The following is a 12,149-nucleotide window of genomic DNA, read 5'->3' on the forward strand; positions in this document are numbered from 1 at the left end:
AGAATGCGGTTTATGAAATTCGTCAACGTTGGGCTGGATTGGTAAACAGAGTGTGTCTTCGGCAACTACGAACAGTTCTGATCAGTGTCCATTGGTGATAGATCCCCGATGCACTCAGCGAGTGCGGACAACTCTTAGCCAAGCCGTAAGGGACGAGTTGCCCACAACGTGGGAAACGGCAAACGAGACTTGCGATCCAATTTGAGCGCAATGGCCCGCAATACTTTCGAAGCGCATCGGCTTATGGCAATTCATCAGGCAATATCGACATGGTCCTGCAGAAAGGCATTTTGGAATTTCCCCTTCGGATCAAAGCTCTTCGCGAGAACGAGGAAGTCTTTCAGACGTGGGTAGAGAGGTGCGACGTGGCTGCTCTTCATGGTGAAGACCTTGGCCCAGTGCGGACGTGCGCCAAAGGGAGCAAGCTTGGCTTCGATCTGAGGCAGTAGCTTCAGGACCGCGTCGGTCTCGGGCTTCCAGGTGAAGTGGATGGCGAGGGAGGGCCTCTGGTAAGCCATGCTCATCCATAGATCGTCGGCGGCGACGGCACGGAGTTCCGTGATGTATAGATGCGGTGTGATCACGTCGCGGAGTGTCTCGACAGCCCGGATGGCATCGTAGCCACGGTCAAAGGGAACGAAGAACTCTGTCTGCAATTCCTGGCCGCTGGAGGGCGTGAAGTTCAGCTTGAAGTGGGGCAGTCGCTCGTACCAGGGGCCGACGGTATTGAGCTGATCGGTGCAGGCTTCGGCTGGATGGTCGAGGATGGGGTGGAGCTTGGTGGTTGCCAGGGTCGCATTGAAGAAGCGGGCTGGCGGCGCGGAGGCTCCGCCCTGATCGACGCGGCGTTTGATCCAGACCTCACCGGCGCGACCGTTCTGCCAGTCGGTGAAGAGGGAGACGCTATAGCCTGCACCCATAATCTCGGGCAAGTGGTGCTCGAGCTCACTAAAAGGCAGATCCCGGTAGACAACCTGGGTCATCTCGAATCGTGGCTGTACCTGGAGTGTTAGATGAGTGACGACACCAAGCGCTCCAAGACCTACAACACTTCCGGCAAAGCGATCGCCGTCTCTATCGCGAGAAAGCGTGTGGACAGAGCCATCGGCGGCGACGAACTCCACGGCCTTCACAGCGGTCGCGAGATTGCCATTGCCCATTCCAGAGCCGTGGGTTGCGGTCGCGCATGCTCCGCCGACCGAGATGTGCGGCAACGACGCCAGGTTATGGAGCGCGAAGCCCTTCGCATCGAGCTGGACAGCCAGGTCTCCGTAGCGGATGCCCGCACCTACGGTGACGGTGGAGGACTTCGCGTCGAGGCTGACGTCCTTGAGTTTCAAGGTAGAAATCTGGGCAATCTGCGAATCGGCGATGCCGTTGAAGGAATGCCGGGTACCGAGGGCACGGACCCCGGCAACACTGCGAACCGCGTCCTGAGTTTCGGCGACCGATGCAGGCTGCAGGACCTTATTGGTCGAGTAGTGATAGTTCCCGGACCAGTTGGTTCTGGGAACAGAATCATCCGCGAATGCCTTGCTCTCGTTCAACCCCATCATTAGAGCCACAGCAGTGGTGGCTGACCCCTTAAGAAAGTCTCGCTTGTCCAAAAGGCCTCCCGAGTACAGGACCGATTGTAAGCCTGGCAGAGTCAAAGAAGTCAATCCGTCCCCAAGCCGTATAGGAAGAGGTGCCGACCAACCTATCGCGTGACGCGTCAGCTACCGGACCCGCTGCGGGACGAAGTTCCGTCCATCGAAGATTTGAAGCATGTCGTCGAGAAGCTGCGACCGGAAATGAGTGAACTACAAGCGGGGCGAGATTCAGACCAGTCGAGCCTACGCAAACCTCCCACGGAATCGACACGAGGAAAATAGCGACCACTTCCTCATCTTCCGAACGCCCTCCTTAAAGAAGATTCTCTTGTCGCTGTCGAGAGAATTGCCCATATAAGCGGATTCGGTTTCTGCTCTTTATCCTATTCAGGCTTGCCTACGGAGTGCTCTTTGTAGGTCTTTTCGAGTAGTTCGAAGGCCTGCTTTTTCTTCCCGTCTTCGGAGATCAATCCTTTACGGTTGTATCCATCCTGCAACTTGGGGATGTTTCGCGTGGGCGAACGAAAGTCCACAAGTATCCATGGGCTGATGCCGCGGAGCTGAGGGATTTTATTGAGCATGACGAACTGGTGCTGGAGGACGTAGACCTGTTGCTCTTCAGTCCAGCGCTGGTTGGTCTCGCCGTGGTTACCGTACTTGGCTTCGGCACCGAACTCACTCATAATGACGGGCTTTTGCGGGAAACTCCAGTGAATTCTGTCAGCGTCTTCGGGCGATCCATCATACCAACCGACGTACTCGTTCTGGCCAATGACGTCGAGCGCGTCGCAGAGTGGATCATTGTTGGCCATTTCATTCCCATCAAGTCTGGGTCCGAGAATCGCGGAGGTAATAGGGCGGGTGGGATCAAGCTTGCGTGCTTCGTTGGCTAAGTCGGTGAGGAACCTGGTACGAGTGGGGTTGTTGGATGTCTCGTTAGAGATGGACCAAAGGATGACCGATGCCTTGTTGCGGTCACGTCGGATCATCTCTTTGAGCATAACGACGTCTTTGGCATAGACCTCGGGTTTATCAAAAGAGATGTGCTGCCAATTGGGTATTTCAGACCAGACCATGATGCCATCGCGGTCGGCCTCGCGCTCCATCCGCTCGTCGTGAGGATAGTGTGCGAGACGAACAAAGTTCGCGTTCATGTCCTTCAAATAGTTGAAGATGGTGGTGACGTCTTCGTCGGTGTTGACGCGACCTCCACGAATGGGAGCCTCTGCATGCATATTTGCGCCCTGCAGAAAGATTGCCTTGCCGTTGAGCAGGATGCGGGTACCATCGACGCGAATATCGCGGAACCCTATGTCATCGGTCAGACTATCGTCACCAGAAGTCAGGATGACTTTGTAGAGCTTTGGAGATTCGGGCGACCAGAGTGTGAGCTTGGGAGCTGTAACGCTAAAAGGCGCGTTGCCTTCGGCGTCGGTCTTAACGGTGGTTTTAGCACCTGCCTCGGGGATGTTGATGGCGACGGCTGTTCCGGCTGGAGCGTCGAGAACATGGACGTAGCCAGAGATCTCGACGTTGCCAGGCTCGAATTTCGGACGATGGGCAAGGTGTACATCGTAATCATCAATGAAGGCTTTGGGGACGGTAACGAGAGACACATCCCGAGTCAGGCCACCATAGTTGAACCAGTCGATGCCGACAGAGGGAATGCCATCGACGAGTCGAGTAGCGTCGACAGCGATGACAACGAAGTTGGAACCAGGATGCAGTACCGCAGTAACTTCGCAATCGAAGGGAGTGTAGCCGCCTTCGTGATCGCAAACCCGCTTCTGATTGACCCACACGTGAGACCGATAGTTCGCGGCGCCAATATGGAGAAAAGAACGGGTGCCGGGTTTAGGTTGGGCATCAAAATCACGTTGATACCAGACGACACCCTCGTAGTTGAAAAGTGCTGGAACCTGGGTGTTCCAGTCGCCGGGGACTTTCAGAGTTGGCGCGGTAGCGAAGTCGTACTCCTCGTTGTGGACGCCGACGATGTGGGGGTGGGTGTTCATGGCATAGCTCTTGTCGTTGATCCCCCCGTTCGAAGTGTAGAGAGCGCGGCCAGGAGACTGATCCACGAGGTAATGCCAGTCCCCGTCGAGACTAGTGACAGTGCGGCGATCGAGGCCAACAAGAAGAGTTTGGAACGGTTGCTGGCTGAAAGCAGGGGTCATCAGTCCCAACCAGCCAAGTAAACAGCAAAGAGCGCAACAACTTCGCAGCGAACGAAATGTGCTGCCTGAATACTCAATCATGCTAATCAGCACCTCGCCTTGAGCCTACAGTCTTTCGGTCACATCAGGCGACTACTAAATTAGTCAGAGAGAGCGCGGATGCTGGTTCAGATTCGAAATCTCAACGCTCCGAAAGCAATTTGGTGAAATTTGGTGAAGTTTAGGAGAGGAGATATGGCAAGTGCTTGATAAGAATGGCTCCTGAGGTAGGACTCGAACCTACAACCCTTCGGTTAACAGCCGAATGCTCTGCCATTGAGCTACTCAGGATCAACGCGGGACGCGCTAGGCAACCGGACGGCTGCGCTCTCACTGTTATAGCAAAATGGAGGGTGTTGGTCAAAGTGTGAATATCCTCCAAGCTCCGCAGTATCATCCGTTAGTGAATGGAGGTGTACCATGCCACGCATCAGCCGACTCGACCGCTCCGAAGTTTCTCCCGAGCTCACCACGATCTATGACCGCTATCTGCAGGAACGCGGCAATGTTCCCTACTTCTTCCGGACCGTTGCCCATCGGCCACAGATCTTCGAGACCATGATTGCGCACATGGAAGCCGTATTGCGCACCGGAACACTTTCGACAAAGCTGAAGGAGCTGGTCGTCGTACGGACGTCGCAGTTGAACTGCACGGCGTACTGCCTGGCCAGCCACACCGCCATCAGCCTCAAACTCGGCTGGACCACGGAGCACCTGGAAGCACTCAAGGACTGGCAAACGAGTTCGCTCTTCAGTGAGGCGGAGAAAGAGGCGATCCACCTTGCCGAAGTCATGACCTTGCGCTCCCATGAGTACAGCGATGAAGACATGGCAAGGTTGCGGCGCTTCTACTCGGAAGGAGAAGTTGTGGAATTGATGGCTTCCGTTGGTCTTTTCAACTATTTCAATCGCTTCAACAACATGCTCCGCATGGAACCCACCCAGCCTGCAACCGCCGAGGAGTTGGCTGAAGCCGGCGTTGAACCTGCCCACGCCTAACATTAGGGATAAAGCAACACCACGATATTGAAGTAACTAAAAGATTGAACATCCTTAGGCGCACAGGCTCCGACAGCGGCCTCGTGATACAGCCCTGACGCCAGCTTGCGCTGCAACATCTCGGGCAGCACACCCAGATCTCCCGAGGTATAGCGGAACACAAACGATGGGCTCCTGGTACCTGCGTACCCCTGCGCCATGGCGCAGGTGAGGCGCGCATCCTCCTGCATGGTCAGAAGCGTCAATGGGGTAATGGAAGTCAGTAAGGAAGCAACGGTGTGCTCCTGCTCGTCGAAGGTCAGGTCGTCTACTGTACGGCCGAAGTCCTGTACCGCGTAGAGTTGGCCATTGCGGCTCAGCACGCTGATCCCAACGGCATTGCTCTGAGGGTCGAGCAGGTTCTCACGATGACCGGGAGAGTTCATCCAGGCCTCGTGGATTCGAACCGCGGTAGAAGCCTGGGCCACATTTTCGGCGATCGAACTGAATCGGAATCCCGCTTGATGACCTCGAGCCGCAAGCTCCATCTCTCCTGGATACTGATGGGAGATAGAGGCACGTGAGGCCATCTCGCGTGCATGGGCTTGAGCGGCACGATACAGAGCGTCGTCCCAGCGCAGCAAGGTCAGGCCCCGTTGCGCCCGCTCTGAGTTGGCTGCGCTAAAAAGATATTGCTCAGCAACCGAGCCCGGCCCCCGAACGGAGGGAGCTTGCGCATACAGCAAAGCTCCACCAGAGGTGGAGCAGAACACGGCAAGCAACAGAATTCCAAGATGTTTCATAAATCAAGCAAGGTGCCGAAACCTAAAATCCGGCGCTACAGTTCAGGGAGCTCGTCCGCCAGAGGAAGACGGTTGCGATAACGCTTCATCAACGCAAACAGTTTTCGAGCGTCCCAGTAACGAGGAATATATTGCCGAGGCTCCGATATCGATCGGAAGAGCCAGCCAAGATACATCTTGTCGGCCCAGACAGGAATGAAGATCTGATCGCCGCTCAGGAAGGCAATAGCTGCACCAATGCAATGAATTGAAGGGAGATAGCTAAGGTTACGCTTGAGGTATAAACCCAATAGCTCCTGCGTTCCTCCGCCTACGGTGATGATGACGTGCTGAGGCCGCAGATCTTCGAGCATCTGTAGCAAATCGGTATCTTCTACCTCTTTAATCTCTTTACCGTACATCGGTGCCAGGTAAACGCAGTTGGCAGGAACATCAATTCCCTGTCGGCTGAGCCACGTCAGATTATGCTTGGCGCTGACCGGGCTTGCCATCACCCAGACAGTATTTCCAGGCTCTCGAGTATCTGGCTGCAAAATAAGCTCACGGAGATACTCCAAACCGGAAAGCCTTGTAATTGCAGCACGTTGCAGCCAATTCCAAATGAGAACCATGAAGGCAGAGTCTGTGATTGCAAGATCCGCGTTCACCAAAGACTCCCGGTAAGCCGCGTTTGATCCAAGGTCCTTGAGCGCAGGGGCAGCCGGGACCACCAGTAACCCCCCACTACGCATGCGGTCTACAGCCTGGGCCGCCGTTCCATGGAAAAAGTCGATTCCAAGGATCGTTGTGTACTCGTGCACGACGCACTCACGCTCGCCCTGATCCAGTAAATTAGAGAGCATAGCCCGCTATTTGCCCTTCACGCCGGTTGCTATTTGTTCTTCAATCCAACGGTAGGTTTTCTCCATGCCGTCACGCAGACGGATGGAGGGCTCCCATCCAAGCTTTTCCATAATAAGGGTGTTGTCGCTATTGCGCCCGTTCACACCCTTTGGAGCAGTTAGATTGTAGTTGCGCTTCAGTTTGATACCGGCGATATCTTCCACCATATCGACAAGTTGACCAATTGTCACTAACTCACTTGATCCCAAGTTGATCGGCTCATCAATCTCGCTGCCGACGATCATCTGAGTTCCCTTCACGCAATCGTCGATGTACATGAAACTGCGGGTCTGCTTTCCATCGCCCCAGATCTCAATCTCATGCCTGCCTGAGTTTTTCGCCTCAATCACTTTACGACAAATCGCTGCCGGGGCCTTCTCGCGCCCGCCGTCCCAGGTGCCATCCGGGCCATAGACATTGTGATACCGCGCCACGCGGCAGATAAGACCGTAGTCCTCTTCAAAGTGGCGGCACATGCGCTCACTGAAAAGTTTCTCCCAACCGTAACCGTCTTCAGGCAGCGCCGGGTAGGCATCGGACTCTTTGAGAGCCACGACATCGGGGTTCGTCTGCTTTTCGCCGTTGTAGACGCAGGCCGAAGAGGAGTAGAAGAACCGCTTCACCCCCACCTGTTGCGCGGCCATCAGCATGTGGGTGTTGGTCAACACACTCAGCATGCACAAAGCTTTATTGTTTTCGATAAAACCCATGCCGCCCATATCCGCAGCGAGCTGAAAGACCAGCGAACTGCCGTCGGCGGCCGTGATGCAATTCTGTTTATCCTTCAGGTCAAGCGAAAGGTTTTCGACCCCTTCCGTGACCTGATACCACTCGTTCAAAGGCTTAATATCAACTGCTCGAACGATCTTGATCCCATTTGCAATGAGGCTTTTGACAAGATGTCCGCCGATAAATCCGCCTGCACCGCAGACAACTGCCGTTTCCCCGCGTAAATCCATTCAAAACTCCGTTCGGTTCTGGCCCCATGAGACAGCTCAAGCATCTCAACTCGGTGAGTGAATATTACAAGTTGCAGCTAGTGGTTCTGTTTCTAGTCTATGTGCCCCCTTCTGAAAGTCAAGGCACATACCTATTGAACGTCACGACACTCGCAGTTGGATGTATTCATTTTGTCCTTTTATCTCTTTTTTTTATGCGAAACAGGGATCTTATCGTGCCGCAGTTTACGCTCAAGTTTAGACAGTTATGATTAAAAAGCACCACGACAAGGACTGACTCTGGATCGAATTGCACATCACAAGCTGGCCGCTGTCGGGATTGCCATCCTGTTTCTCTTTCTGGCTTGCGCCCTTTTTGCTCCATTTCTGGCCCCCCACGATCCGGCACAACTCAATCTCTCTGCCCGGTTGCTTCCCCCCTCCGCAGCTCACTGGTTCGGCACCGATGAACTTGGCCGCGATGTGCTCTCGAGAACGATCTATGGCGCACGCGTCTCCTTGATTGTCGCCGTAGCGGTGGTCAGCCTCTCTCTTGCCCTGGGACTTCTGCTGGGCTCCCTGGCAGGCTTCTACGGTGGCATCACCGATACCGTTGTGAACGTCTATCTCACCAACGCCTTCCTGGCACTGCCGGGAATCCTGCTGGCCGTCGCCTTCGTGGCATTCCTGGGACCGAGCCTGACCAACCTGATCCTGGCGCTGGCGCTGGCGGGCTGGGTCAACTATGCGCGCCTGGTGCGTGCCCAGGTCATGGCCATGAAGGAGCGCGAGTTCGTGCAGGCCGCCCGATCGCTGGGAGCAAGTGACCTTCGGCTGATGCTTCGGCATATCCTGCCCAACATCGTGCAGCCGCTCATCGTGCAAGCCGCCGTGGGCATGGCCGCAGCCGTGCTCGCAGAGGCCACCCTCAGCTTTCTGGGGCTTGGTGTGCAGCCCCCTACGCCGACCTGGGGAGCCATGTTGAACGATGCACGCTCGCATCTGTTCGAATCGCCTTACTTGGTCTTCTTCCCTGCCGCGGCGGTGGCGCTCTGTGTCTTATCGTTTAACTTCGTAGGCGACGGCCTGCGTGACTTCCTCGATCCCCGCACACGTGTGCGGGAAGGACTCTAACACCATGCTGGTTGGCGTACTCTCCGACACTCACGGTCTTCTGCGACCGCAGGTCCTCGAAGCCCTCGCGGGGGTAGAGCACATTCTTCATGCGGGCGATGTCGGCGACATCCGCATCCTCGACAAGCTGCGAGAGATCGCTCCGGTGACGGCGATTCGTGGCAATGTCGACACCGTTGGCCCCTGTGCTGAACTGCCTGCGACCGAAGCGATTGAACTCGGAGGCCACTTTCTTTACATAGTGCACTCGATCGAGGACCTTGATCTCAATCCTCGTGCCGCAGAGATTCAGGTCGTCATCTCCGGCCACTCTCATAAGCCTTCCATCACTCAGCGTGACGGCGTTCTCTACCTGAATCCCGGCAGCATGGGGCCGCGTAGATTTTCACTGCCTATCTCGCTGGCCCTGCTGCATCTCAAACCCGAAAGCGTGCGAGCAGAGATTGTGGAGTTTGAGGCCTAACTACCGCCGCATCCTCGGGTCCGCAACGGCATAAGCCGCATCGGTGAGCAGATTGACCAGAACATAGGTCAAGCCGACAGCGAGAATGCATCCCTGCACCAGCGCGTAATCGCGATTGGAGATCGCCGAGAGCGTCAGACGTCCCAGGCCGGGCCAGCCGAAGATCGTCTCCGTTACGATGGCCCCTGCCAGCAGCGAACCGAACTGCAATCCAACGACCGTCAGTACAGGGTTTAGCGCATTGCGCAAAGCATGCCGGTAGACCACTGTCCGCTCCGAAAGCCCCTTGGCTCGCGCCGTACGGATGTAGTCCTGGCCAAGCTCTTCGAGCATCGACGTCCGCACCATACGGGTCAGAATCGCAGCCATGCCCAGCCCCAGCGTGATAGCCGGCAGGATCAGGTGCCGCAGGAAATCGCTCGTGCCGTTCCCTGCACCCGAGACCGGCAGCCATCCCAGCCCGATGGAGAAGACGATGATGAGAATCGGCCCCAGCGCAAAGTTGGGGAACGACAGGCCAACAAGGCTGAGAAGGCCCAGAGAGCGGTCGGGCCAACGATCGCGGCGTCTCGCCGAGATCACCCCCGCAGGGATGGCCAGGCCGATCCCAATCAGCATCGCCGCTAAAGTAAGAGCAAGCGTATACGGATAGCGCTGCAACACCAGATGCAAGACCGAATCGTGCAGACGCAGCGACTGCCCGAGATCGGCATGCGCGATTCCTCCCCAGTAATGCGCATACTGCACGCCCAGGGGGGCGTCGAGGCCGTAGGCATGGCGCAGGCCCGCGATATCCGCCGCCGTAGCACCTTCCCCAAGCATCTGCACGATAGGATCGCCCGGAACGATGTGGATCAGCAGGAAGACCACGGTGACGACTAGCCAGAGCACAGGGATCGTCAGAAGAAAACGACGGGCAATGTCCCGCGCCGTCTGGTGAAGTTGCGATCTTTGGGATGCGCTCAACGGGCGTCTCCAGCCGCAACCCCGCGAGGCAGCTTGTCTGTCTTCGAATCGTCTACGCGCTCTTCAATGCGAACGCGCGCAATGCGCTGGCCCTTCATCTCCGCGATGAAAAAGCGCCGACACTCGTAGTCCACGAACTCTCCCACCTCGGGAATATGCCCAAGCTGTGCCAGCAGGAAACCTGCAAGGGTCTCCACCCCGGACTCTCGCGGGAACTTCCAGCGGAGCTGCGTCACTAGATCGCGCAGAGACGCGCTGCCATCGATCATCAGGCCGCCATCGGCTGTGGGGAGGGGGAGGTTCTTGCCGATATCGAACTCGTCATGCACCTCGCCGACGATCTGCTCCAGCGCATCCTCCGCCGTTACCAGGCCAAGCGTGCTGCCAAACTCATCCACCACAATCGCAATCTGGCGGCGGCGCTCCTGAAACTCCTGCAGCAGCTCGACTGCCAGCTTCGTCTCCGGCACGACCAGCACATCGCGCATCACCTGCCGCAGAGTAATGTTCGACGAGCCATGACTACCCAGCCCCTGCGCGACGCTGCGAAAGTGCATCAGGCGCGAGATGTCTTTCGAGAAGACGACTCCGATAATGTGCTCGCGTCCGCGCTCGGGATCGTAGACCGGAACGCGCGAGTGCTGCTCCTCGACGATATGAGCGCTGGCCTGCTCCAGCGGCATATTGGCGGGCAAGGAAAAGATCTTGCCGCGCGGCGTCATGATCTCGCTGGTCACGACATGATTGAGCTCAATTGCGCGATGGATGATCTCCTCCTGGAAGGCCGGCAAAAGGCCCATGCGGCGCGTTGCCGTCGCCATGAGCTTCAGCTCCTCCGGGGAGTGCGCTGCCGACTCTCCGCGCAGAGGCGCACGGAAGACCCTCAGCACCAGGGCGGCCGAAATGTTCATCACCTGGATCGCTGGGCGCGTCATGCGGATAAAGACATCGACCGGCCCAGCCACCGCCAACGCGATGCGCTCCGCACGCTGCAGGGCGAGCGACTTCGGCACCAGCTCCCCGAGCAGTACCTCGAAGTAGGTGATGATCGCAAAGGCCACCACGACCGCAATCGTGTGCGCATAGAGCACCAGGTGGGTATGCCCTCCGGGCAGCCACGTAAGATGCGCCAGGCCGTGCATCAGGGCCTCCGCGATCGCGGGCTCACCGATGCCGCCTAGAGCCAGGCTGGCCAAGGTGACGCCAAACTGAACCGCAGGCAGGAAATCATCGATATTGTTCTTGAGTTGAAGTGCGGTGCGCGCGCCGGGCCGGTTGAGCGCGATGAGCTGCTCGATACGGGTCTCACGAACGCTGACCAGCGCAAACTCTGCGGCCACGAAGAAGCTATTCGCCAAAATGAAGAAGGCGATCAAACTTCCGTGTACAAGCATCCACTCCAGCATTTCGCCTGAGTTTAGCACTGGAGGGATAGCTTTGCCGCAAAGAGAACGTTCTGTAGCGCTGTCTTTTCCATTGGCTCGCTTATAGCTTTGTCCTACACTCGATCCATGGGGTACGCAGGCATCATTACGATAGAGCCAGGCAAACGCGACGGAAAGCCCTGCATACGAGGCTTGCGCGTAACGGTCTACGATGTGCTCGAATACCTGGCGTCAGGAATGACGCATACCCAGATCCTTCAAGACTTCCCTTACCTGACGGAAGACGATCTCCGCGCCTGTCTGGCATTTGCCGCCGACAAAGAACGAAACATAGAAATCCTAACGGCATAACCAGGGATAGCACAGAGAAGGCCTGCGGGTATCCGCAGGCCTTCATCATTCAAAACTAGCGCTTACAACTTACGCGCGAACCTGTGCTGTCTCCTGGACGAGCACACGCTTCAACGACTGGTCGATGGTGTCCTTGGGAACAAAGCCCACGATCTGCTCAGCGACCTTGCCGCCCTTGAAGATCAAGAGCGCGGGGATGCCGCGGATGCCGTAGCGGCCGGGCGTCATGTTGTTACGATCAACGTCCATTTTCATAACCTTGAGCTGGCCTTTGTACTCTTCGGCAACGGCGTCGACTACGGGAGCCAAAGCGCGACAGGGACCACACCATGCGGCCCAGAAGTCCACCAGGACCGGGGTCTCGGATTGCAACACCACCTTCTCAAAGTCGGCGTCGTTTACTTCTGTAACAAACTGACCTGCCATATGACTCTCTCCTTC

The 12,149-nt window shown here is 56.7% G+C and carries 12 protein-coding genes and 1 tRNA gene; 4 read left to right on the top strand and 9 right to left on the bottom strand.

What is annotated here, in order from left to right; genetic code table 11:
* Positions 1 to 254: 254 nt before the first annotated feature.
* The 3 genes from ACIX8_RS13225 to ACIX8_RS13235 form a co-directional block, all read right to left on the bottom strand.
* A complete protein-coding gene (locus ACIX8_RS13225; protein ID WP_014265849.1) occupies positions 255 to 1,607 on the bottom strand; it encodes a D-arabinono-1,4-lactone oxidase in 1,353 nt (450 codons plus the stop codon).
* Positions 1,608 to 1,975: 368 nt separating this feature from the next.
* Entirely contained in the window at positions 1,976 to 3,769 is a 1,794-nt protein-coding gene (locus ACIX8_RS13230; RefSeq protein WP_044176729.1) for a glycoside hydrolase family 2 protein, read from the bottom strand.
* A gap of 255 nt (positions 3,770 to 4,024) precedes the next feature.
* Positions 4,025 to 4,099: transfer RNA gene (locus ACIX8_RS13235), tRNA-Asn, on the bottom strand.
* A gap of 129 nt (positions 4,100 to 4,228) precedes the next feature.
* Between ACIX8_RS13235 and ACIX8_RS13240 the strand changes: the two genes are divergently transcribed.
* Complete coding sequence (locus ACIX8_RS13240; protein ID WP_014265851.1) at positions 4,229 to 4,807, top strand: carboxymuconolactone decarboxylase family protein; 579 nt, start codon at positions 4,229 to 4,231, stop codon at positions 4,805 to 4,807.
* Between the two features lie 2 nt (positions 4,808 to 4,809).
* Here the strand turns inward: ACIX8_RS13240 and ACIX8_RS13245 are convergent, their stop codons facing one another.
* From ACIX8_RS13245 to ACIX8_RS13255, 3 genes are all read right to left on the bottom strand, one after another.
* Positions 4,810 to 5,589, bottom strand: coding sequence for a CAP domain-containing protein (locus ACIX8_RS13245; RefSeq protein ID WP_014265852.1), 780 nt, complete (start codon positions 5,587 to 5,589; stop codon positions 4,810 to 4,812).
* A gap of 35 nt (positions 5,590 to 5,624) precedes the next feature.
* Positions 5,625 to 6,236: a WecB/TagA/CpsF family glycosyltransferase gene (locus ACIX8_RS13250; protein WP_223295326.1), complete on the bottom strand. Its 612-nt coding sequence runs from the start codon at positions 6,234 to 6,236 to the stop codon at positions 5,625 to 5,627.
* 201 nt (positions 6,237 to 6,437) lie between these two features.
* The gene (locus tag ACIX8_RS13255) at positions 6,438 to 7,430 is read right to left on the bottom strand and encodes an NAD-dependent epimerase/dehydratase family protein (RefSeq protein ID WP_014265854.1); all 993 of its coding nucleotides are present in this window, start codon (positions 7,428 to 7,430) and stop codon (positions 6,438 to 6,440) included.
* Between the two features lie 273 nt (positions 7,431 to 7,703).
* Between ACIX8_RS13255 and ACIX8_RS13260 the strand changes: the two genes are divergently transcribed.
* Both ACIX8_RS13260 and ACIX8_RS13265 read left to right on the top strand, forming a co-directional pair.
* Positions 7,704 to 8,543, top strand: a complete 840-nt coding sequence (locus tag ACIX8_RS13260) for an ABC transporter permease (protein ID WP_014265856.1) — start codon at positions 7,704 to 7,706, stop codon at positions 8,541 to 8,543.
* A gap of 4 nt (positions 8,544 to 8,547) precedes the next feature.
* Positions 8,548 to 9,006 (top strand): metallophosphoesterase family protein, encoded by a 459-nt coding sequence (locus ACIX8_RS13265; protein ID WP_014265857.1) that lies wholly within the window; start codon positions 8,548 to 8,550, stop codon positions 9,004 to 9,006.
* Here the strand turns inward: ACIX8_RS13265 and ACIX8_RS13270 are convergent, their stop codons facing one another.
* Complete coding sequence (locus tag ACIX8_RS13270) at positions 9,007 to 9,972, bottom strand: ABC transporter permease (protein ID WP_014265858.1); 966 nt, start codon at positions 9,970 to 9,972, stop codon at positions 9,007 to 9,009.
* Positions 9,969 to 11,378, bottom strand: a complete 1,410-nt coding sequence (locus ACIX8_RS13275) for a hemolysin family protein (RefSeq protein ID WP_014265859.1) — start codon at positions 11,376 to 11,378, stop codon at positions 9,969 to 9,971. The genes ACIX8_RS13270 and ACIX8_RS13275 overlap by 4 nt, the downstream gene beginning before the upstream one ends.
* Positions 11,379 to 11,465: 87 nt before the next feature.
* Here ACIX8_RS13275 and ACIX8_RS13280 point away from each other — a divergent pair, with 87 nt between their 5' ends.
* Positions 11,466 to 11,708 carry a DUF433 domain-containing protein gene (locus tag ACIX8_RS13280; protein ID WP_223295328.1) on the top strand — a complete coding sequence of 81 codons (243 nt, stop codon included), beginning with the start codon at positions 11,466 to 11,468 and terminating at the stop codon, positions 11,706 to 11,708.
* Between the two features lie 69 nt (positions 11,709 to 11,777).
* On the opposite strand, the gene trxA is transcribed toward ACIX8_RS13280, so the two are convergent.
* The gene (trxA, locus tag ACIX8_RS13285) at positions 11,778 to 12,134 is read right to left on the bottom strand and encodes a thioredoxin (RefSeq protein WP_014265861.1); all 357 of its coding nucleotides are present in this window, start codon (positions 12,132 to 12,134) and stop codon (positions 11,778 to 11,780) included.
* Between the last annotated feature and the right edge of the window lie 15 nt (positions 12,135 to 12,149).

The sequence above is a fragment of the Granulicella mallensis MP5ACTX8 genome, assembly GCF_000178955.2.
GTDB lineage: Bacteria > Acidobacteriota > Terriglobia > Terriglobales > Acidobacteriaceae > Granulicella > Granulicella mallensis.

Coding starts and splice junctions, on each gene's coding strand:
- ACIX8_RS13275 (WP_014265859.1), bottom strand. CDS start 11,378: ATGCTGGAGTGGATGCTTGTACACGGAAGTTTGATCGCCTTCTTCATT.
- ACIX8_RS13255 (WP_014265854.1), bottom strand. CDS start 7,430: ATGGATTTACGCGGGGAAACGGCAGTTGTCTGCGGTGCAGGCGGATTT.
- ACIX8_RS13245 (WP_014265852.1), bottom strand. CDS start 5,589: ATGAAACATCTTGGAATTCTGTTGCTTGCCGTGTTCTGCTCCACCTCT.
- ACIX8_RS13240 (WP_014265851.1), top strand. CDS start 4,229: ATGCCACGCATCAGCCGACTCGACCGCTCCGAAGTTTCTCCCGAGCTC.
- ACIX8_RS13230 (WP_044176729.1), bottom strand. CDS start 3,769: ATGACCCCTGCTTTCAGCCAGCAACCGTTCCAAACTCTTCTTGTTGGC.
- trxA (WP_014265861.1), bottom strand. CDS start 12,134: ATGGCAGGTCAGTTTGTTACAGAAGTAAACGACGCCGACTTTGAGAAG.
- ACIX8_RS13265 (WP_014265857.1), top strand. CDS start 8,548: ATGCTGGTTGGCGTACTCTCCGACACTCACGGTCTTCTGCGACCGCAG.